This window comes from bacterium, assembly GCA_021371935.1.
In the GTDB taxonomy this organism is placed as follows: Bacteria; Armatimonadota; UBA5829; order UBA5829; family UBA5829; genus UBA5829.
Window position 1 is genome coordinate 1 of the sequence record JAJFVF010000018.1, and the last position, 21,937, is coordinate 21,937.

23 protein-coding genes are annotated in these 21,937 nt (G+C 49.4%); 12 read left to right on the forward strand and 11 right to left on the reverse strand.

The window, feature by feature from the left end:
• Positions 1-429: 429 nt before the first annotated feature.
• Positions 430-1,917, reverse strand: coding sequence for a hypothetical protein (locus tag LLG46_12265; protein MCE5324071.1), 1,488 nt, complete (start codon positions 1,915-1,917; stop codon positions 430-432).
• Between the two features lie 369 nt (positions 1,918-2,286).
• Between LLG46_12265 and LLG46_12270 the strand changes: the two genes are divergently transcribed.
• From LLG46_12270 to LLG46_12300, 7 genes are all read left to right on the forward strand, one after another.
• Positions 2,287-2,712: an archease gene (locus tag LLG46_12270; protein MCE5324072.1), complete on the forward strand. Its 426-nt coding sequence runs from the start codon at positions 2,287-2,289 to the stop codon at positions 2,710-2,712.
• A gap of 16 nt (positions 2,713-2,728) precedes the next feature.
• Positions 2,729-3,346, forward strand: a complete 618-nt coding sequence (lexA, locus tag LLG46_12275; GenBank protein ID MCE5324073.1) for a transcriptional repressor LexA — start codon at positions 2,729-2,731, stop codon at positions 3,344-3,346.
• A gap of 7 nt (positions 3,347-3,353) precedes the next feature.
• Positions 3,354-4,526 carry a Gfo/Idh/MocA family oxidoreductase gene (locus tag LLG46_12280; protein MCE5324074.1) on the forward strand — a complete coding sequence of 391 codons (1,173 nt, stop codon included), beginning with the start codon at positions 3,354-3,356 and terminating at the stop codon, positions 4,524-4,526.
• Positions 4,527-4,588: 62 nt separating this feature from the next.
• A complete protein-coding gene (locus LLG46_12285) occupies positions 4,589-4,987 on the forward strand; it encodes a DUF559 domain-containing protein (protein ID MCE5324075.1) in 399 nt (132 codons plus the stop codon).
• A gap of 144 nt (positions 4,988-5,131) precedes the next feature.
• A complete protein-coding gene (locus tag LLG46_12290; protein MCE5324076.1) occupies positions 5,132-5,581 on the forward strand; it encodes an SRPBCC family protein in 450 nt (149 codons plus the stop codon).
• Positions 5,578-6,921 (forward strand): FAD-dependent oxidoreductase, encoded by a 1,344-nt coding sequence (locus LLG46_12295; GenBank protein MCE5324077.1) that lies wholly within the window; start codon positions 5,578-5,580, stop codon positions 6,919-6,921. Before LLG46_12290 ends, LLG46_12295 begins: the two co-directional genes overlap by 4 nt.
• A 339-nt stretch (positions 6,922-7,260) precedes the next feature.
• Complete coding sequence (locus tag LLG46_12300) at positions 7,261-7,911, forward strand: choice-of-anchor E domain-containing protein (protein ID MCE5324078.1); 651 nt, start codon at positions 7,261-7,263, stop codon at positions 7,909-7,911.
• Between the two features lie 65 nt (positions 7,912-7,976).
• On the opposite strand, the gene LLG46_12305 is transcribed toward LLG46_12300, so the two are convergent.
• Entirely contained in the window at positions 7,977-8,429 is a 453-nt protein-coding gene (locus tag LLG46_12305; GenBank protein ID MCE5324079.1) for a hypothetical protein, read from the reverse strand.
• A 9-nt stretch (positions 8,430-8,438) separates the two neighbouring features.
• The gene (locus LLG46_12310) at positions 8,439-9,551 is read right to left on the reverse strand and encodes a hypothetical protein (protein ID MCE5324080.1); all 1,113 of its coding nucleotides are present in this window, start codon (positions 9,549-9,551) and stop codon (positions 8,439-8,441) included.
• A gap of 269 nt (positions 9,552-9,820) precedes the next feature.
• Between LLG46_12310 and LLG46_12315 the strand changes: the two genes are divergently transcribed.
• From LLG46_12315 to LLG46_12325, 3 genes are all read left to right on the forward strand, one after another.
• Positions 9,821-9,994 (forward strand): 4Fe-4S binding protein, encoded by a 174-nt coding sequence (locus LLG46_12315; protein ID MCE5324081.1) that lies wholly within the window; start codon positions 9,821-9,823, stop codon positions 9,992-9,994.
• A gap of 124 nt (positions 9,995-10,118) precedes the next feature.
• On the forward strand, positions 10,119-10,283 hold the full coding sequence (locus LLG46_12320) for a hypothetical protein (GenBank protein ID MCE5324082.1): 165 nt from the start codon (positions 10,119-10,121) through the stop codon (positions 10,281-10,283).
• A gap of 24 nt (positions 10,284-10,307) precedes the next feature.
• Positions 10,308-12,665: a cation:proton antiporter gene (locus LLG46_12325; GenBank protein ID MCE5324083.1), complete on the forward strand. Its 2,358-nt coding sequence runs from the start codon at positions 10,308-10,310 to the stop codon at positions 12,663-12,665.
• Position 12,666: 1 nt separating this feature from the next.
• On the opposite strand, the gene LLG46_12330 is transcribed toward LLG46_12325, so the two are convergent.
• The 5 genes from LLG46_12330 to LLG46_12350 all read right to left on the reverse strand — a co-directional run bounded on the left by LLG46_12330 (position 12,667) and on the right by LLG46_12350 (position 15,329).
• A complete protein-coding gene (locus LLG46_12330) occupies positions 12,667-12,999 on the reverse strand; it encodes a DUF86 domain-containing protein (GenBank protein MCE5324084.1) in 333 nt (110 codons plus the stop codon).
• Positions 12,996-13,286, reverse strand: coding sequence for a nucleotidyltransferase family protein (locus LLG46_12335; protein MCE5324085.1), 291 nt, complete (start codon positions 13,284-13,286; stop codon positions 12,996-12,998). The genes LLG46_12330 and LLG46_12335 overlap by 4 nt, the downstream gene beginning before the upstream one ends.
• A gap of 146 nt (positions 13,287-13,432) precedes the next feature.
• Positions 13,433-14,434 (reverse strand): galactose-1-phosphate uridylyltransferase, encoded by a 1,002-nt coding sequence (galT, locus tag LLG46_12340; protein ID MCE5324086.1) that lies wholly within the window; start codon positions 14,432-14,434, stop codon positions 13,433-13,435.
• Positions 14,434-14,583, reverse strand: coding sequence for a hypothetical protein (locus LLG46_12345; protein MCE5324087.1), 150 nt, complete (start codon positions 14,581-14,583; stop codon positions 14,434-14,436). Before LLG46_12345 ends, galT begins: the two co-directional genes overlap by 1 nt.
• Positions 14,583-15,329, reverse strand: coding sequence for an NTP transferase domain-containing protein (locus tag LLG46_12350; protein ID MCE5324088.1), 747 nt, complete (start codon positions 15,327-15,329; stop codon positions 14,583-14,585). Before LLG46_12350 ends, LLG46_12345 begins: the two co-directional genes overlap by 1 nt.
• Positions 15,330-15,471: 142 nt before the next feature.
• Here LLG46_12350 and LLG46_12355 point away from each other — a divergent pair, with 142 nt between their 5' ends.
• Positions 15,472-16,923 (forward strand): ADP-ribosylglycohydrolase family protein, encoded by a 1,452-nt coding sequence (locus LLG46_12355; protein ID MCE5324089.1) that lies wholly within the window; start codon positions 15,472-15,474, stop codon positions 16,921-16,923.
• Positions 16,924-17,007: 84 nt separating this feature from the next.
• On the opposite strand, the gene LLG46_12360 is transcribed toward LLG46_12355, so the two are convergent.
• Together LLG46_12360 and LLG46_12365 are read right to left on the reverse strand one after the other, a co-directional pair.
• The gene (locus LLG46_12360) at positions 17,008-18,108 is read right to left on the reverse strand and encodes a hypothetical protein (GenBank protein ID MCE5324090.1); all 1,101 of its coding nucleotides are present in this window, start codon (positions 18,106-18,108) and stop codon (positions 17,008-17,010) included.
• 169 nt (positions 18,109-18,277) lie between these two features.
• Positions 18,278-19,180: a hypothetical protein gene (locus tag LLG46_12365; GenBank protein MCE5324091.1), complete on the reverse strand. Its 903-nt coding sequence runs from the start codon at positions 19,178-19,180 to the stop codon at positions 18,278-18,280.
• A gap of 185 nt (positions 19,181-19,365) precedes the next feature.
• Between LLG46_12365 and fliG the strand changes: the two genes are divergently transcribed.
• Complete coding sequence (gene fliG, locus LLG46_12370) at positions 19,366-20,388, forward strand: flagellar motor switch protein FliG (protein MCE5324092.1); 1,023 nt, start codon at positions 19,366-19,368, stop codon at positions 20,386-20,388.
• A 267-nt stretch (positions 20,389-20,655) separates the two neighbouring features.
• On the opposite strand, the gene LLG46_12375 is transcribed toward fliG, so the two are convergent.
• Positions 20,656-21,813, reverse strand: coding sequence for a conjugal transfer protein TraF (locus LLG46_12375; GenBank protein ID MCE5324093.1), 1,158 nt, complete (start codon positions 21,811-21,813; stop codon positions 20,656-20,658).
• Between the last annotated feature and the right edge of the window lie 124 nt (positions 21,814-21,937).

The following is a 21,937-nucleotide window of genomic DNA, read 5'->3' on the forward strand; positions in this document are numbered from 1 at the left end:
TGCATTTCTTAGGCACGTCGCTAGCGTTCGTCCTGAGCCAGGATCAAACTCTCCATAAGAATATTTATGTCACTACGCAAGAAACGTAGATAAACAACTCAAGAGAGTCTATCTGTTGTTCATACTTTACCAACACCTGCATTAGCAGGCTGAAACTCATAACCTTATTTCACGCTTGCACTATTTAGTTTTCAAAGAACTCAGTCAAAAGCCCGGGGAATGTTCCCCCCAGGCAAGGTATATTATACCGCACTCAATTGTTCCTGTCAACAAGTTTTTGAAGTTAATTAAAACTTGTTTTCAGGCAACTACAGGGGTCGGCAGTGTTACCCGACCGGCAGGAGATATATTACCACGTTCAATCCGGGACTGTCAACGCTTAATTGCAATTAGTTTCAAAAATCTTGCAGCTATATTTCATGGGCGGTATTACTGGTTGACCGAGCCGCCATGCATAACGCTGTTGAGTTTCTTTATCTCTTCCATGGCGCGTTTCGCGTCAGCATGATTCGGGTTGGCCAAAAGCACAGGCTGAAGCAGTTTCTTGGCATACTCTATATTGCCCATTAGGATAGAAAGACGTGCCAATACATAATTGCCCTCTATGCTGTCGCCGTAAAGATGAAATGAATAATTGCCCTTTGTGAGCAAGCGGGCGGTTATAAACGTCTGGAATTCCGAATCAAGATTATCGCCGGTCTCACGCTCGATCCAGGCAAGGTTCAATCGTGCGTTGATGTCCTGCGGGTTCATTTCCAGAGCTTTGCGCAGTCTGTCCGCGGCATCTACCAGTTTTTTCTCGCCGACAAGCTCTTCTGCGCGTTTGGCCAGCTTTGGAGCATCGTTCGACTTGATCCCATTACGAATGTCTGCTGGAACATAGTCAAGTAAAATATTTTTGAAGTCTTTGCCGGTCACTTTTTTGATTGCCGTGCAGATGGTGTCTGTATCGGCGTTTGGATTGAAGTTGACTTCTTTCATAATAGCAGGCAGAGTCTGCGTGCCGTTTTTGTCGAGAAGATCGGAGATGATCTGGATGGAATATTGCGTCTGTGCGACTTCAAGTTCGGGATTAAAACTCGGCGATTTCAAGTTCTGAAACGCTCTCTGAGGCCATGAAAGCAGATCAATCTTGTCCCTGAGCTGTTTTGATCCGGGACTGACAGCCATAAGCTCGTTTGCAAGACCAGCAAGTCTGGTATCGGTCTTTACGACTACATGACGCGCCACCCATCCACTGACGCCTTCATTGAACCACCGCGCAAATGGCTGATACAGATCCAGTTCCTCAGCCATCACATACCCAACACTATCATGAACAGGCGCGATGAGCATTGCTTTGCTTGATCCCATAAAATCCATGGCCATATCCGTGAGTTTATTTTCCGCCCTGATCGTGCCATCGGAATTCACAAACACAGGAAAGTAGCTCAGTTTGATCTTTTCTGGGTCTATATTGTTCAGAGACAAGGCCATGTTGAACTCATCAGTCTTATTGTCATAGCGTATTTGCATGATTCCTGCATCGACGCCGCCCGTGGCGATTGCTTCTGACGTTTTCATGAGTTTGATATTGGAAAAGCATGCAACCAGTGCCTGAGATTTTGTCTTGTATGCATTCAGCCGGTTTTGTGCTTCGTCTTTTTTGTCAACGCATCCCAGCAGGCTTGCAATATCGCCCGCGATGGCACCAGTGTCGGCTAAAAGTTTGATCGTCTGCTCTTGGATATCGAGAGAGGGCTGGATGGATTTCTTGGCTTTGGTGAGTATGCGCTGCGCCTGAACATTCATCCCCGCAGGGTATGAAACTGTGATGTCGCCTCCCTTGATCTGCTTGGGTTCTGCTGTCCAGGCTTGTTGACCAAGTGTCAGGAGACACACTAAACAGGCGGCGAGTGTGATGGTGCTATGTCTCATTCCAATCCTCCGTACATGACATCTATATACCCGACTAGTATATAACGAATCGGGACTACTTACCAGGGACGTTGGCAGGAATGCAGTCTTTACCAAAAAGTGGTATGCCAAAACAATATTTCAGGCATCCGATGCGGCAACCTTTTGGTCGCGATTGGGATTGTTCGTCCATACTGATACTGTTTGGCGTAATTGGTCATGATCTTTTTTTGTCTTGATGAATTATTCGGCAAATGTGATTGTCGAGCGCTATGGACGTGCCGAGTATAACCGGATATTATTACGTTATATAATAAGCATAATACGCAAACTGCTATTCTCAATTTTTTATGAAGGAAGTTTCGCTCCAGGCAGCGTATAAACATAATAATGAAGCGCGAACATAAGTTCGAGTTGATCGAGCACACGGCTGATATCGGGGTGATCGGATACGGCGGCAGCAAGGCGGAAGCATTTGAGAACGCCGCTTTCGGCATGTTCTCGATAATGGCCGACCTGGACAAATACGAGCCGACCGATATCATTGAAGTTGTCGCAACCGGTGACGATGACATTGCTCTTTTGGAGCGATTCCTGTCGTCGCTGATTGTGCTCTTTGACGGCGATGGACTGATGCCGCTCGATTTCAAGATGATCGATCTGTCGGCGGGCAAGCTGGTGTGCATGGTCTCATATCGCAAGATTGCCGACGACATCGAGTGGCTGGGTCCGAGCATAAAGGCCGTAACGTATCACAGGATGTCTGTCGAGCGAAGCGAGGGCACATGGTGCGCGCAGGCTATTTTTGATGTTTAGCCAATGGGAGGCAAATATGGAGAAGGAACTTACCCACAGGCAGAGGCAGATATTAGATTATATCGTCAAACACACTGACGAACTGGGCTATCCGCCGACGGTACGTGAGATCGGCGAAGCAGTCGGACTTAGTTCCAGTTCCACAGTGCATGCTCACCTTAAGGGTCTGGAGAATGCTGGTCTTATCCGGCGCGACGCGGTCCTTACCAGGGCCATTCGCGTTGTGACTGACGGCATCAAATCGGCAAAGCGGAAAAGCGTCGCTAATCTGCCACTTGTCGGGCGAGTGGCGGCCGGCAGCCCGATACTTGCCTATGAGAACGTGGAAGACAATATTCCCGTGCCGAGTGAATTTCTTGGCGGCGGCGAGGGCTTTATGCTGCGTGTCAAAGGTGATAGCATGATAGAGGACGGCATTGTGGACGGAGATTATGTCATTGTCCGTAAACAGGACACCGCGGAGAACGGCGATACGGTTGTTGCGATGGTCGAGGACGAGGCCACTGTGAAACACATTTTCAAAGAAAACGGCCGGATCAGGCTCCAACCGGCAAACTCGTCCATGGAGCCGATGTATTTCGACAGCGTAGATGTTGTCGGCAAAGTTGTAGGGCTTATAAGAAGGATGGACTAGAAAGAAAATGATACGTCTCGGTGTACTCGGCTATGGTAGAAGAATCAACAATGTAATTAATTTTATGCAGAAGCTCGGTGAGGGGCCTGAAGTTACAGCCATCACCGATGTCAGAAATGACGAGATCAAAGCGAAGATGCGGGAAGATGAGAGAGACCCCGACAAAGTGGCCTTCTATACGGACCCCGACGAGATGCTCGATAAGGAAGAACTGGACGGTGTGCTGGTTGGCACCAGGTGCCATCTTCATGCGAAGATGGGGGTTAAAGTGCTCGAACACAATCTTCCTCTCTACCTGGAAAAGCCGGTCGCAACCACAATGGAGGACCTTATCGCGCTGCGTAATGCAGCAGAAAAAAGCACCAGCAAAGTGGTAGTGTCGTTCCCGCTGCGGACGACCCCTCACTCGCGCATAGCGAAAGAAATCATCGATTCGGGCAAATTGGGCACTATTGAGCACGTGCAGGCGTGGAACAACGTCTATTACGGTGGGTGCTACTATCACGGCTGGTATCGCGATGAGAATGAGACGCACGGTCTCTGGCTCCAAAAAGCCACGCATGACCTTGATAATATCAATTATCTGCTTGGTGATAACAAACCAGTAATGATAGCCGCCATGACCAGCAAGCAGATTTTCAAGGGTGATCGTCCGGCAGGTCTGAAGTGCAATGACTGCAAGGAATGGGATACCTGCCTTGAAAGCCCGTATCACATGTACTTTTCTTCTCAATCTGCAAAGCGTGTTGAGCCGAATGATAACTTATGCAGCTTTGCTGTGGATACCGGCAATGAAGACTCCGGCGGCGCATTGATCCGCTATGAAACCGGCATGCATGTCAGCTACTCTCAGAATTTCTTTACGCGAAAAGGCGGCGGCAAGCGTGGCGTGAGACTCTTTGGTTATAAGGGCACTCTTGAATATGACTGGACGACTGATGAGGTAAAGGTATTTATGCATCATTCACCCGTAGCCGAGACCTATAAGGTCGGAGGTGCGAGTATGTCGCATGGCGGCGGCGACACAGTGCTTGTCGATAACTTCAAGAGAGTTATTACACAGGGCGCGGAGTCGATAGCGCCGATTGAGGCGGGCCTTATGAGTGTGCTTATGTGCCTCAAGGCAAAAGAATCGGATAAGACCAACACATTCCAGGAGATCAAGTATCCTGATAGATGAGCCACTCCCATCCCCGTATCGGGGAGGGGCGGGGGAGAGGTAAACAACCTATCGCTTTTACCATGGCCAAAGACCGCAAGCCCAAAAACATAGTCTGTGGACATCCGATAAGTCCTGAGAAGGCAGCAATAGTTCGGCAATTGCGGTGCGATATGACTGTGCCGGAACGAACGTTATGGCGCAGGCTTCGTGCAAATCAGCTCTGCGGGTATCACTTTCGACGCCAGCAATTAATTTCAGGTTTCATTGCGGACTTTTATTGTCACCAAGCATGCCTTGCAGTGGAACTTGACGGCTATACTCATGATCTTGACTACGATGCACGTAGAGATAAGGCATTTGCAGAGTTGGGTATACGTGTCTTGCGATTCACGAACAGTCAGGCCATAAAGGAAACGGAAGTTGTGTTAGAACAAATACTTTATGTGTGTAATGAAAGGTGCGAGAAACCTACCCCCTAGCCCCCTCCCGAGGACAGGAGGGGGAACAGTTCTACTCTTCGCATTGAGGACGGTGGCGGTAATAGCTCCCTCTGCGTATCGGGGAGGGGTTGGGGGAGAGGTAAACAACCAGTCGTATATAGCAAACCAAACAGGAGACATAAATTGCCAAAAGTACAAAGTTCGATAGAAATAAACGGCACGATTGGTGACGTCTATGCCCTTGCCAAGAATATTGAGGCATTCCCTGAGTTTATGCCGGATGTCAAGAGCGTAAAAGTGGTCGAAAGGAGCGCCGACGGCGGCCGCACAATTTCAGAATGGACCGGCATCGTAAAAGAATTCAAGACAACGATCAAATGGACCGAAGAAGATATATGGGACGACCAGGCCAAAACCTGTAAGTTTTCACTGGTGAAGGGCGACTACAGCAAGTACTCGGGCTTGTGGACATTCACCGACTTGGGTTCGAGCACACGTTTCGACTCGGAGATCGAGGTTGAATACGATGTGCCGCTGGTGGGTGCTCTCATCAAAGGCCTGATCGCCAAGAAAATGAAAGAAAATGTAGACAATATGCTTGCTGCCATAAAGCGGGAGGTTGAGCGGAAATAATGAAGTATGACGTGTTGATTGTCGGTGCCGGTCCGGCGGGTATATTTGCAGCTCTTCATCTGTCAAAGGTGAAGGGCTTGACCGTATGCATAGTCGATAAAGGTGCCGATATAGATCAGCGCGTTCGCAAGGCCGAACTGCTTACCGGCTGGGGTGGGGCAGGCGCATTTTCCGACGGCAAACTGACGCTTTCACCCGATGTGGGCGGCCAGCTCAATAACCTGATGTCCGAACGGGAGGTCCGCAGGCTGCTTAAATATGTGGATCAGATATGGGTCAACTACGGCGGCTCCGAAAAGGTCTATGGCACTGACGAAGATCAGATTGCAAACATCGAGCACAGAGCTCAGCTTGCTGGTCTGCAGCTTGTGCACTCCGAAGTCAGGCATCTGGGCACTGAGATGTGTCCTGCGATCCTCACACGCATGCGCGATGCGCTGCGCGAGAGGGTCGAGGTCAAAATGGAAACACCCATTGAGGAGCTTGTCGTCTCAGGCAGCAAGATTGCCGGCGTTAAGACTGCTTCGGGCGAAGTCATAAAGGCTGATTACGTCATAGTAGCTCCCGGCAGATCGGGCGCAGATTGGCTGGCAAACGAAGCCAATCGTCTGCATCTCAAAACAATGACCAATCCCGTGGATGTAGGTGTCAGGGTCGAAATTCCGGCAGCCGTTATGCAGGATATCACAGATATCGTCTACGAGCCAAAGCTGGTCTATTATTCCAAGTCGTTTGATGATAAGGTCAGGTCGTTTTGCGTGTGTCCAAACGGCGAGGTCGTGATCGAAAAGCACAATGGTGTCACCAGCGTCAACGGTCACAGCTATGCCCGTAAAAAGACAGCCAACACCAACTTCGCCCTGCTTGTATCCAATTCGTTTACCGAGCCGTTCCATGAGCCGATTACATACGGCAAATACATAGCCAGTCTGGCGAATCTGCTATCAGAGGGAGTCATAGTCCAGAGACTCGGCGACCTTGAATCCGGCCATAGAAGCACTGCCTCGCGCCTCGAGCGATGCATTACCCGGCCGACTCTTGTCGATGCCGTTCCGGGTGATTTGAGCTTTGTCCTGCCCTACAGGCATATCTCAGGCATACTCGAGATGCTCCATGCTATGGATCGCCTGGCGCCTGGAGTAGCCAGCCCCCATACTCTGCTTTACGGCGTCGAAGTCAAGTTTTATTCTTCCAAGGTAGAACTGTCGGATAAACTTGAGACTGCTATAAAGAACCTTTTTGCCATCGGCGACGGGGCCGGCGTCACACGCGGCCTTGCACAGTCTTCGGCTTCTGGAGTCATTGCTGCCCAAGAAATTCAGCATCGCCTGGGCGGGTAATGTCTTCTCTTGCTCATATTTGTGACTGGTAATGGTTCTGGGATAACTAATCCTGGAACCATTTTTTATTGCTCTGCTGCTTGTAACCCACCTTATCAAAAAAGAATTTATCTCAAGCTGGCTTTTTATGCCTGTTGGCACGATTATTGCATAGGTATCCCTGGAAAGTGGAAATAGATCGCTAAAGGCAGTTTTGTCGGAGACGGGAATTATCGTGTTTATTTCCTCCATGCTGGCATGGAGTGGTCGAGTGGTCTGAGATTGTTTGATGACCATGTCGGGTCGGCTGGATCTCGTGCCAAGAAGTATAAAGCGATCAGACAAACGGAGGGATGTAGAATGAGAGGACCAGTATTTAAAGTTTGTGCGCTTAGCCTGCTGGCCATTCTCCTGGGCGGGGCAGCCTACGCAGCTGTCACAACGGATTCGGAAACAATCAGTTTGACTCAGACTGACTGGAGCCAGGTGATATCGCTGGAAAAATTCCACGGTGATATTGCAAACTTGGACAAAGTAGTGATAACGCTTGTGGCTACCGGTCAAAGTGACATCGGTTATGAGAATCGTGCGTCAAAGCCGGCAGACATCCAATTGACCTGGACGGCGACCGTTTCCATGAAAAAGGGTGGCTCCACGCTGCTTTCGGTGGCTCCGGCCTATTCCAACACGGTGACCCCAGCTGCTTATGATCTGCTCTGGGATTGGAGTGGCACTTCAGGAGGCAACTTCACAACTTCTGATACTAAGTCAGACTCGATGACGCTGACCAGTGGATTTAGTGACTATGTTGGAGATGGAACGTTCGATCTGGAGATTGTGGCTGCAGCGATATCCCAGACTATTGGGACAGGTAATGTCGCTTCATATTACCTAACCTCAGCGAGTGCAACGGCTACAGTCGAATACTATACTCCAGAACCTGCGAGCATAGCTTCACTTGCTGCCGGTCTGTTGGGAATCGTTGGTTTTGGTATTCGCCGGAGGAGATAACCGTAGAGTGTTGTTTGAGAAAGTGTAAAGGCATCCCCAAGAGAGTGGGGATGCCTTTTTTTATACTATGGGCTTGCAGTGGTTGCCAATACGTAATCTTTATCCGCAGGGAAGCTTGTAACTTGAACAGTCACAGTCTTTCTGTCCTCGGACAGTGTTGGAGTCACTCCCGATACTTGCGTGAGAGTCCCGCCGTCGTCTTCGGTTATGAAAAGAATTACCGTCTTTCCATCTGCGACAGCGTTGTCCAGCTTAAACGTAAGAGTTACTGCCTGGTTGAATGTTGTCCCGGCAGGCAAGCAGGTGGCGGCTGCCACAAAAGCTGGTCCCTCCAGTGATGTCGTGAAACTGCTTGCGGCTTTTGGGGTTACGGTGATTGTGACTCCATCCGGTACTGCTCCATCAGGCGCGGTGCATGTTACACTAAACGGTATGATAGGCGATGAGCCTCCACCTCCTCCACAGCCCGCAAGCGCCGCCGTGGCCAGAATGCACAACAAAACGACTAATATTCGCATTTTATCCTCCTAGTGTTTTGCCTTGAATGAGTTTAGGCGTTGTTCGATATACTGATAAAACTCCTCGTTACTGCATTCGCCATGGTCGAGTTCCATAAGCGACCTTGGTCTGCCCGACACGAATGCAAGATGACTCTCCAGCGCGCACTGGTCGTGCTTGCGGTCTATTTCAAGCATGTGCCTCAGTGAGCTGTCAGGCAGTTCCCCCTGTTTTTCATGTGGGATAGCGCACAGATACGCCAGGTCGACCGCGTCATCCTTAGTCAGCCCCAAATTTTTGTAATAATGCTCTATATAATCGGCTATCTCCGCATCCTGATCCGAATATTCCGGCACATATTTTTCCAGAGTGTCTACGGCATCTGCCAGGAAACAGCCCACTGCTGCTGAAAGCCCATGCATCTTTCCGGCCATCACGACTGCCGCATCATCCGAGGCACCGGGCCCCACTTTGTAACGTACATACATGTAATCTATGTGCGGGTCTCCATTGACGGCGAACAGCCCCTCTCGCTCAAACTCATCGATCTCATCTTCATGCGCCTGCTTTGCCAGGTCAAAACCGTTGAGTCCCAGGCGTTTCATGACAGTCTGATCGACCAGAAAGCATTCACCATAGCCCATCTCGACGCCATATCGCCTATTGGCAAGGTTTCTGATTTCGGCTTCATCTCTAAGCCCTCCAACATACAGTCCCTGCAAGACGCCATGTGGCTCAATTTCAAGGCTGCGGAGAGCGCCGCACCGCAGCAGTGGTTCATCCTCCGTGTTACATGCATGACGAATATGCTCTCCTGCTATTACCCGATCCACAAACTCGCTAATCTCATCTATCAAATCCTGGCGCTCTTCTTTTACCATTCCGGGGTCCAGTCTGAGTGCACGGACGATATCGTCCATTGATGTGTTGGGGAATGTCTTGCCGTAGAAGAGGCCGTGGCCCATATGTGCATGTCCCTGGATCGATTGCAGCAGCACCATTTGCTCCACGTCATACGTGCAGCGAAGTATCGTTTTGGCGTCCAGTGCTGCAAAATCGTCACGCAGCATCTGTGGCGGAGCGACACCTTCGAGCCTGGGTTCTTTTACAATTTTGCGATTATGTCTGTTTTTATGGCTCAACTTTGCTCCATTCCTTTCACAAACATGCTCAACTGATTATAGCATGGGTATTTGCTGTGCGCCAGCCCGTATTCTGCGCTTTTCGCATAATACGGGTCTCCGAGAGCATTATTCACGGGGAACGTGAACAATGCGGGTTGGAAGTTTTGCATGAAAATATCAAGCGTAATCAAGGAACCTGGTGATATGAAGTAGAAGTATAATGGTGTGTTGAGCCAACCGCAATCTTGTTGAGCACAGCACTTTAATTTCAGCTCGTTGGAGGAATTATGGCTGCCAAAGTAGATAAAGACAAATGTGCCGGATGCGGACCTTGCGCAGAGGCCTGCCCTGTTGAGGCGATTAAGATCGAAAATAACTTAGCTGTTATCGATGAGGATGCATGCATTGAATGCGGTGCATGTGTGGATGCATGTCCGAGCGAAGCAATTTCGCTTGAGTAAAAACTGACGCTGCGGAAACCAGGCGCTTTAGTTTCGGTTTCCGCAGCATAACCGTTCCCCACTATTTATCCAAAAAAGTAGCCGACACTGATTCTTCTGGATAGTCAGAGAGAGGATGGTGACAATGTCCGCGTACGAACAACTTACCACCGGCAAGAAAATTGAGGCACTTTCCCTGAAAGTAAATCAGCTTCAGCAAGAGATTGCCGGTCTGAGACAGGACGTCAAAACCATTCTTTCGCTGCTGCAAAAGCTCAGTTTGCAATCTGACAAAGACATAACCGATTAGCTTTCACTAGTATTTCTTATGGCGTTGCCCCAGATATCAGGTGTTTTTGACGAAATAGCCATACTGCTGCTGATATCCGCGATAGTAGGAGTCATTTCACTTCGTCTCAAGCAGCCTCCGATCATCGGTTATATCGCCGTCGGCATCCTCGTGGGACCGTCCGGTTTCGGTCTGGTCAAGGGTTCGGATCAAGTCCACCTGCTGGCCGAGTTGGGCCTTGCACTGCTGCTGTTTGTGGTCGGCCTGAGGCTGGATATCTCCCTGATACGCAGCACTGGTCCTGTTGCGATTGCTATTGGCCTCGGCCAGGTCGTATTTACCGCAATTATCGGCTATTTCATATGCATCGGCCTGGCAATGAACCATATCACGGCACTCTATGTGTCCGTGGCCCTGACTTTCTCCAGCACCATCATCATCGTCAAACTCCTCTCGGATAAGAAAGAAACGGACTCTCTGCATGGCCGCATCGCGGTCGGATTGCTCATCGTGCAGGATATGCTTGTCGTGCTGACTATGATTGCGCTCTCCGGTCTGGGTCACAACGGCGATGTGAGCATGTGGGTCCAAATAGTCAGGATTATGGCGAAAGGCATCGCTCTCTTGGCCGGACTTGGGTTAATGATGTATTTCATCCTGCCATGGTTGACTACCTGGCTGGCAAGATCGGCTGAACTGCTGATACTCTTTGCCATCGCATGGGCGGTTATTCTGGCGGATATCTGCTACCATATGGGTTTCAGCAAAGAAGTGGGGGCATTCCTGGCAGGTGTCTCACTTGCGTCCACTCCTTACAGAGAACTGATCGGCGCAAGACTCGTAAGCCTGCGTGATTTCCTGCTGCTCTTCTTTTTTGTCGAACTGGGCACACAGTTGAATCTACGTCTGCTCGGCTCGCAGGTGTGGTCTGCGATCCCGCTTTCTATCTTCGTTTTGGTCGGCAACCCCATTGTTGTTATGATCATTATGGCAGTAATGGGCTACAGAAAGCGCACGGGTTTTCTGACGGGGCTTTTGGTTGCACAGGTCAGCGAATTTTCCCTGATACTGGCCGCCTTGGGTCTGAACCTAGGTCACATAGACTCTCAAGCGGTCGGGCTGATTACCCTGGTCGCACTGGCTACGATAGGCCTTTCCACTTACCTGATTCTTTACTCAAATAATATATATGAATGGCTCTCTCCATATCTGGGAATTTTCGAGAGGAAGATCAGCCATAAGGAGCAGTCACAAGACGCAGAGCGCGACAGCGCTGATATCTTGATATTTGGACTCGGACGCTACGGCAGCGCCATAGCAAGAGACTTGATGAAAACCGGACGCAGTGTGGTCGGAATCGACTTTGATCCCAGAGCGGTAAAGAAATGGAATGACCAGGGTGGACGAGCACTATTTGGGGATGCCGAAGACCCTGAATTTCCATCCATGCTGCCGCTTTCAGGGGCGAGATGGGTCATCAGTTCGGTCCGAGACAAGAGAGTGACACACGCGCTATTGCAATCGCTCAAAAGCCACGGTTACATCGGTGGGATTGCAGTCACATCAGGTGAGAGGACGTTGGTACGGGAGTATAAAACGGCAGGGGCAAACATAGTATTCGTGCCGTATATGGATTCCGCGCTGCATGCCGTGGATGTAATCAATGCAGCCGACAAAGAGGAGGACAGACGCAAAATGGACAATTATATTGCTGCTTTACATGATCACTACATCGTCTGCGGTTACGGAAGGATGGGTCGGCAGATTGTGAGGGACTTCAAGCGTGCGGCTGTGCCTTTTGTCGTTGTGGAATGGAACCCCGAGCAGATTCCCAGGCTTATAGAGGATGAGGTCCCCTTTGTGGAGGGTAAAGCAACCGAGGACGATATGCTGATTAAGGCAGGAATTGAGCGCGCAAAAGGGTTGATAGCCGTCACCGCGACCGATGAAGAAAATGTGTTTATCGTCCTATCAGCGCGCGGCTTGAACCCCGGTCTGCATATAGTTGCAAGATCGACCAAATCCGAGAATGAGGGCAAGCTGCGCAGAGCCGGTGCGGACAGGGTTATGTCGCCATACATTTTCGGCGGGCGTCAGATAGCCTCGGCTGTGTTAAAACCTCAGGTTATGGACTTTCTGGGTATGGTCCTGCACAGTGACGAGCTTGATCTGGAGCTTGGGGAGGCACAGGTGATGGAAACTTCAAAGATCGCAGGCAAAACCATTCGTGAGTCGGGTATTGTGGAGTCGTCCGGTGTGCTGATACTTGCAGTGCGGAGCGCGAATGGTGAACTTCATACCACACCGTCTCCCGATTTCGAGATAAAGGCGTGGGATCATATGATTTTGATTGGCTCCTCAGCCCAAATACAGGCTGCACAACGTTTTGCACATGGAGAATAGGCTACGTTTCATTTAGTATTTGAGTGATCCAAGTTTTTAGAGCAGGAAGATCGCCTGTAATAGTATCCCATATTTGATCTAAATCAACACCAAAGTAATGATGGACAATTACATTTCGCATAGATATGATGTCTGTCCAAGGAATATGAGTGTGTTTTTCACGCAGCAATTCTGATATTCTTCCTGCCGCTTCGCCTATTATTTGAATGTGATATAACACCCAGACCTGGATCACTTCGTCATTATAGAACAGCCCTTTGTTGCCTTGAATACGCTCATCTATTTTTTCAATTGCCTCCAGTATATCCAGAAGCTTTTGGCGGTCGTCTCTCATAGCGGCACGGCCTCACGCAATACTTGATTCTTTATTCTTTGCCTGAGTCCCTTTTCGCTGACAACATCGACTTTTCGCCCCAACAACTCCTCGAGTTCCCTTATCAGCGCCGCATGTTCCAACAAGCCGCAGCCAGGGCCGAGCTCTACAAGAAAGTCGATGTCGCTCTTATCATCGTAATCGCTGCGCGCAATGGAACCGAACAATCGAAGATTGTGAGCGTTATGAGCAGATGCTATGCGTAATATATCATCACGTTTACTCTCAAGAAGTTGGCGTACGTTCATGTGTCTTTCCCTCTCAAGTCGCCCGACTCCGACAACCATCGCAATATTTTACCATATGAAAACAGACCTTTTCCAAGTCTTGTTCATCCTTGTTATAATAGCTATTGCAAGGTTGATCTGGGTGAATTCGACTCATGATCCACAACTCATAATACCAGGAACGTGTTGTCTACAGTGCTCGGCTCGGCTGCTCTCAGCTCGGCTGCTTTCTCTTCGGCGAGGGTATCGTTGATATACGACCCTGCTCCCGTTTCACACCCCGCTATATATTTGAGTTTGGTCTTTGTCCTGTTCGGCGGATGGAATTCGATATGGAAATGATAGTGGTTGTAGTCGCGTCCGTCCGTGGGAGCTTGGTGCATTATCATCATATACGGCAGCGACATCCCCCAGAGGTTATCATATTTTTGCAGCACCACTTTGAGTATATTCGCCAGGTCACAGCGTTCTCTCCCGTCGAACGTGACCATGCATTGGTGATGCTTCTTAGAGAATATGTAGACCTCATAGGGATAACGTGCAAAGAACGGAATCACAGCCATAAATGAATCGTTTTCAGCAATTATTCTCCTGCCGTCCTTATATTCTTCGGCAATGATGTCGCAAAAGAGGCAGTTACCCGTGCGAGTCTTGTGATCCAACGACGAGTCGAGTTCTTTTTGAACTTTCGGCGGTATGAATGGCAGCGCGTATATTTGACCATGCGGGTGATAAAGCGTGACACCTATATCTTTTCCTTTGTTCTCAAATATGAGCACATAGTCTACGAAATCTCTGCTGCCGAGGTCATGATAGCGGTCTGTCCAGACTTCAACCAGATTGCGAATGTCACTAATATCCGCATCGGCAAGAGTGCTGTCATGCTTGGATGTATAGCAGACTACCTCACATATACCGTCCGCCGGGCGCACTTTGTATAGCTCGGTCTCTTCGACTGCCGGTTCAGGCGCGGGATGGCGCAAAGACGGGAATTTGTTCTCGAAAGTGACTATCTCATAGTCTTCCGAGGGTATTTCTGTCGGAAATGCACCGGGCTTTGTCGGACACAGCGGACAGTAATCGTCGGGCGGCAGAAAGGTCCGGTCCTGTCGATGGGTCGCTGTAATTACCCACTGCTGCAGGATCGGATGCCATCGGAGTTCACTCATTACTTCTCACCTCCGCAGCAGCATTTCGGCTCGACGGGAGCCTCGCCCTCCCGGTTATGGGTTGTGAGTTTTGTTTCTTTCTTTGGGAAGCTGAAATATATGAGCGTCCTGCCGTCCGGGAGCGTTATCTGTTTCTTTTTCATTTCCATTACTTATTACCTCTGATTATCTCTTCTACTGCCGCAAGCTGCGCAGGTGTATTGACACCGGCAAGCTCGGTAGGATTGCATTTTACTGCAGAGACTATTCGCCTCTGCTCTATAGCCACACGAACCATATCAGTTAAATTATACTCGCCGGCTTCATTTATTTCCATGCCTGAGATATTGTCGAAAAGCCATTTAGAATCGAATGCATATGCACCGCCGTTTACTTCTTTGATTGAGCGTTCATCTTCTCCGGCGCATTTTTCTTCCACTATCCCACGAATACTGCCGGAACCGTCTCGTATGATGCGGCCATATCCTGTCGGGTCGATAAGCTCTGCCACAGCAAGGGTAATTACAGCTTCTGACTCGATGTGTGCGCTCATCAAACGAGATATGGTAGTGGCTCTAAACATCGGACTATCGCCGCACATTATTATCAGATGACCGTCAAAATTGGAGAAAACATCTTTTGCGCACATAACGGCATGACCGGAGCCTTTCTGCTCGGTCTGGGTGACATAACTAAACGATTGACTCATCTCGCGCATCACTTGATCTGCCTGGTAGCCGACAATTAGTGTAATGTCATCTATTCCTGACTCTTTGAGCGCATCGACGACATACTTTACCATAGGCTTGCCGAGCAGAGGTCTCAAGACCTTTGCAAAAGGCTTTCCCGCCTCGCTTTGGAACCTCGAGCCCTTGCCCGCAGCCAATATGAGTCCACGGAATGTTTTTATATTCATAGCTATTCAGAGTGTACAGTGCATAAGCTGTAGTAGTCAATAACTTGTTGTTAGTGAGTGCAATTTGCTGAAGGATTAGTTATGACAAGTGGGAAAGATATCTGGAGATACAGCGAAATGCAAAGGTGGCAGGGTTTTTATTATGTCGATAGTAAAGATCAATCGTGATGAACTGCGTGATAAGATTTATGGCTGTTGGCTCGGCAAGAACATAGGCGGCACGCTGGGTATGCCATATGAATGCTGCACTGATATGCAGGATGTTCATGGCTATAAAAACGCTTCAGGCGAGCCGGTTCCTAATGACGACCTCGATCTTCAGCTCATCTGGCTCAGAGCAATCCAGGACCGCGGGCCGCTGGGTGTGAACGCGAAGGTCTTGGGCGAATATTGGCTCAACTTTATTCCTCCACACTGGAATGAATACGGCATCTGCAAGTCTAATATGCGTGCAGGCCTTATTCCACCACTCTCGGGCGAATGCTACAATGAACTCTGGCGTGACTCAAACGGCGCATGGATACGTTCAGAGATATGGGCATGTCTTGCTCCGGGCTGCCCGGATATCGCAATCAAGTATGCATATGAAGACGCTTGCGTAGACCACGGCGGCGGTGAGGGCACAAATGCGGCTCTCTTTACATCTGCCGTGCAAAGTGCGGCATTTGTTGTCAGTGACCGCGACGAACTTATAAAAATCGGCCTTTCCAAAATCCCGCCGGACTGCAGGGTCGCAAAGAGTATCAATATCGTGCTCGATTCGTATAAGAATGGCCTGAGTTGGAAAGAAGCACGAAAGGCGGTAGTCGATGACAGCGCCGACCTGGGTTGGTTCCAGGCTCCGGCAAACGTGGCATTCGTGATAATCGGCTGGATGTATGGAGAGGGAGACTTCGGCAAGTCGGTCTGCACTGCAGTCAACTGTGGCGACGATACGGACTGCACCGGCGCAACTCTGGGCGCAACCCTTGGCATCATACTCGGCAGAAAGGCCATCCCAAAGGAGTGGACAGAGCCGATCGGCGACCGGATCGTTACGTTGGCGATTGACAAGGGCTCATGCGCGGACCGTGTATTTCCCGGCACTCTTGATGAACTGACAAAGCAGGTGATGGCCGAGGTCGAGCATTCGATACACGCGCATAAAGGACAGGTTGAAATAGTTGACGGAAAATCTGATATTTCGCACGCGAGCGAATTGAAGCTGGATGAGAATATTGCCGCTCGCGAGATATGGAAAAAGTCGCCATATGCCCTCGAGTATGACTTTATTCATACAAAGGTTATCGTAGACTATCTCGTCGTTCCTGAAATCAGGGCCGGTGTGCCTCTGCCGATGAAAATCACGCTCATTAACCGGATGCCGGATTCGCGTCATTTGGAACTGATTTGGCACCTGCCGGAGGGTTGGATCGCATCCACAGGACTCAGGAGCCATACATATATAACCCACTGGCCACCAAAACAGGAAATAGATGTGGAGATAACGGCTGAGTCTGTCACGGAGGCGACCACTCGCGGAATACTTGAAATAGTGACCCCGGGACGCCCGACTGTGGGGTTGGTGCCTCTAATCTTTTACAATTCCAGGTGACGTCAACCAAAAGGTCGGGGGCAGGAATACCCCCGACCATCATTCACACAATCAACTATCAAAGCCATCAAATCATCAGACCAATTACATCCTCGGAAGGATTTCCTTGCCTCTGGCTCCGTCTTTTTCGATGGTTCTGATATCTATCGCGCCTGCCGCGAATGATACGCTGGTATAGCTGCCGTCTTTGCGCGGGTAGAGTCGTCCACCCTGGACTTCAGACCGCCACGATTCATCCGATCTGCGTAAATTCTCAAAACCGAAGAGTTTCTTTGTCTTGCCACTGGCAAGCGCCAGATCATATCCGGCAGCATATGAAACGAACATCATATCTTTTGGCGCATCCGGCCAACTCACAATATCCAGTTTTTGTCCAGACTTGAGTGTCTGCAATTTACCATCCGCAATATCATAGACCACTCTGTCGAACTTATCGCGCTCGGAGCAGATTATCAGGATGCTCTTCGATGAGACCCATATTCCTTCCACACGTCCAGGCAGTTCTTCTGAGTCGAAAATATGCTTGGCTGATCCATCTGTTGTGTTGCCAAGATAAAAAAACTGACTGCTGCTCGTCATATCCTTTTTTGTTGAGATCACAAACACACTGCCGTCAGCACTGATTGCGCCGGTGCCATATATTGTGTCCTTGGAGACAGGCAAGGTAACCTCTTTGCCTACGGTCTTGCCGGCGGTCGAGCAGACTGATATGGTGCCGCCCTTTGCTGCGATGAACATGTCTGACTTGACGGGCCATACTGGTGCCTGAGCATAGGTGTTAATGGTTTTTCCTGCGCCCAACTCATCACCATCAGTGTTGATGCTAATTAATTTGCTGCCATCCTGCGATATCATCACATTTACGGTTTTGTCGTTGCTCCAGCCCAGGCCTTCCACTTTTCCATTAAGGCTGTAGTTTTTTGCGTCCAGCTTTTCGAGGTCGATGACCCAGATTGCAGATCGCGTTTTACCTTCCTTGCCTGTTTCACTCCATGCGCCTGCCCACATCTGCCCGGACGGATTGACTTGCCAAGGTCCCATATCGCCGACTTTGCTCATGCTGATCCAAGTCGGTATGTAGCCCTTGGGCCCCGGCGTCGGCGGCTGTGGAGGATTGGCGATCCGATATACAATTGCCACCAGGACAAGTACGCCGAGAATAATAATAGGAATCCGGTTGTTCATTCGAGAATTTCCTCCGAGGTCTGCAACTTAAGTGATATACGGCCTTGAACTTGTATTAGCCATTATTATGCGCTGTCCGCATAATAATGCTCTCAGAGATATGTTTTCTAAATATACGCGCTCAAGACCAAGACGTGCAATTTACTTAGCGTAAATTGCTCAGAATTGACTAGTATCGCTTTGGGAGTTGTTCGGATGGTTCCTGGAACGCTTCCAACTTTACATCGCCAGTGGTCGACAGCGTCAACCTGGTTCCTTCCAGACTTGCGCACCAAAGGTCCCTTGCTCCATTTTGTTTTGCAAGACTCGTCAGCAGTTTTTCGCGAAAACCGCGCTGCATCAGATATTTCTTTGCTTCATCCCAGTTCTTGATATTCTGTCCACCGCCGTCAAGCTCATATTCGACTCCCAGAATTCTGGTCTCCTTGGTGCTTGTTACCACTTTAAGAGATTTACCGTGCAACCGGGTCCTCAGAATATACTCGTCCATTTCTGGATCGCGTCGGAAACGCCACGCTTGGTTAGCGGGAGTTTCAATGTAGTCCCTGTTGAGAACTGCGACAACTCTCGGCAGCCCTTCTTTTTCAAACAAAAGCACGCGCCTGGCAGCAGACCAGCATACCAAAAGTGTCATTGCCAAACAAGCCAATACTATCAAGGCGGCTGTCTGCATAACAAACATGCGTTTATTGGCTATTTCCCCTACAAATCCTCCGAGTCCTGCCAAAACCAATCCGAGCACTATGAATGCTATTCGCCAGGCAGGAAACCCTATTCCATTGCTGCTCACTAAGCCAGAAAAAAGCGCCATTGCAAGAGCTGTAATTATGCACGCCCAAAACGGAGACCAAACTATGGCTTTGCGCGGCGCGACCAATCCTGCCGCAATGCCGATAGCCACCGGAATGGGGAAAACGTAGATCGACAACATCAGAAGCATCGGGTCAAGGCTATCCTGGCGGCTCAAAACCATAGCAACAAATGCGCTCGCAGCCGCAAGTCCAAATAGTCCCGATAAAAGGTTTCTGCGAAAAGGCTTGTTTATTCCAGCAGCCTTGTCAGCAACCGTCACAGAGCGTCTCCTTGCTTCGCGGTAAAACCGCATACTTCACACATAGCTATTTCGACAGCACGCATTCCAAGTCCTTCTGCAGTCCTCTGAGTGTCTTTTTGGAATCAGGTATTTCCACGGGCTAAACTTGCGCCTCTTGTATTCCGATTATTAATGTAGTTGTAATAGAGACAGGGATATCACATATGCCGGAAGCTGAAGCACAACCTCAAAAACATTCGAAGAGCTACTCGGGCCTACGGAAAGCGTCCATACTGATGGTGGCGCTTGGGACCGAGATGTCTTCGACTATAATGCAGCAGCTCACTCCTGACGAAATCGAACGACTTACAAGTGAGATCGTTATGATTAATCGTCTGGACCAGAGCATAAGTGAGCAGGTTGTTGATGAGTGTTGCAAGGAACTGCAAAGAGCTGACCTGACTGGTGGGACCGAATATGCACGCAAACTGCTGGAGGAAGTTCTTGGAGAATCGAAGGCCATGGAAGTCCTCGGCAAGCTGGGTTCCGACGGTGGAAATGCTCTGCGCTGGCTGCGCAGCGCCCCCACGCGGCAGTTGGCTCAGTGTTTGACCAACGAGCGTCCACAGATAGCAGCGCTTGTGATCGGCCACCTTCCTCCTGAACAGGCAGCGCAAGTCATTTCGGCGCTTCCTGAGCAGACACGAGGAGAGGTTGCGCTCCGACTGACTGTTATGCAGCCCACTGACCCTGAAACAGTAAAAAACGTTGCCGATATTCTATTGCAGCGTCTGGCTATGACCGAAAATGCCAATTTTTCTGAAGTCGGCGGCAACAAATCAGTTGTTCAGATACTTAACAACGTCGACCGGAGCACCGAGAAGAAGATTCTGGATTATCTTACCGAAGTCGACGAAGAGGTAGCAAACCAGATCAAAGAGAGCATGTTTGTCTTTGATGATATTCTGTCTCTGGACGACCGCTCGATTCAGGTGATCCTGCGTGATGTTCCACAGGAAGATCTTCGCCTTGCGCTAAAGGGTTCAGGCAATGATGCGAAAGAAGTATTTTTCCGCAACATGTCCAGTCGCGCCGTGGAGACCTTGAAAGAAGACCTGGAAGCCAGTGGACCGATCAAGCTGCGAGACGTGGAAGCTGCTCAGCTCCGAATTGCGTGTATTGCCCGACAGCTCGATGAGGCTGGGGAGATAAGTCTGCGCTCCTCGGATGACGAAGTATTGGTCTAGCAATTTGGTATTGGGTATTTGGTATTGATTATTAAAATGAGGCTGCTCCAAAAGGGCAGCCTCATTCAAATTTATATGCGATTACAAATACTCGGCGCTAAGCAATTTACGGTCAGTAAATTGCACGATTGTATGTGGTTTTACTGGCGTGAAAAATTATAGTGGTATGCAAGCGACCAACCGTGATTTACTTAGCCCGTATTATGCGTAAAGCGCATAATACGGGTCTCCGAGAGCATTATTCACGTTTCTAGTAAATAATGCGGGCTAGAAACTGAGCACTCTTGAGATGATGCTGGGCGCATCGTCTGAAAATGCTAAGTTTATACCATATAATCCGAAACCATATGTGAACGAGTCGCCTGAGTAACCTGCACGCAGGGCGATCTTGTTTGTCAGGTTCAGCTCAGCACCCATTCTTAGTTTTGTATCCTCATCATAGGCCTTGTTTATATTGACGAGATCAGCCGCGAATTTCCATCTGTTGTTTGGCTGAGCGGCAATACCCAAACTATACATACGAGGAGTCTCGATTCCTTCGAGCTTGGCATCCCAGAAGTTATTGATGACCATTCCATACTGAATGAATGAGTTTTTGGGCTGATATATTAACCCTAAGTCCGCCCCAAAACCGTCATCCTCAACGTTCTGAGTCTCAGTGACATCCAACTCGATGGAGTCAGTGACACCATCTTCCTGTGACACGTTCCATTTGTGGGCCTCGCTGTGCAGCCAGCGCATCCGAGTGCCGAGCCAGAGTTTGCCACCAGTCGTATCAAAACCTCTGCCCAAGTTGACTGCTGGAAGCGCATATACATATTTGCCGGCCAAATTGGTACTGCCGGAAATTGCGTTGACTATGTCGCTGGCATCAGTACCATTTATCTGATCATCCGCCAGAGCATTCTGAATAACTGTGTTGACTTCGTCATCTGAAAATGTCATGCTTTTCAGCCCGTCAACCGAGGTCGGAGTGCCGGCAATTGCCCATTCACTGAATGATGAGCTGGGGCTTATGACCGCCTGTGCCTCGCCTTCAGCTGTTACGCCAAATGCACCTGAAAAACCGGTCACTACACCGAAATTGAGCGTGGTATCCTGTTTGCCGAAGTCTCTGATGAGTTTCAATGCATCATCATCGTTACCACTGGAAATTTCACTTGTCCGGTCAGTAAGATCGCTTAAATCTGCGCCACTGACACGCAGATCGAAACTCGGAAAGACAAACTGGAATTTTTTGCCGATGGCGGCAGCCGCAGCCGGGTTTACAATTGACGATGAGGATGCATCGTCCGTCATTGCAAGACCCGCGCCTCCCATTGCAACTGAACGCGCATAGCTTCCAAAATTGATATCGCTTGCGTAAACCGTGCCGGCTGTCATAACGATTGCCAGCGAGCACATCAATACGAGCAAAACCTTCATTGAACTCCTCCCTGAAACGAAATGGAAATATCGATGAGTCTCTTCCACAACGCGGTCAATTATTCCTGCGGTGTGGAACATCAAGCATAATTATCGGCAGCGGCGCTGAAATTAGATATGGTAA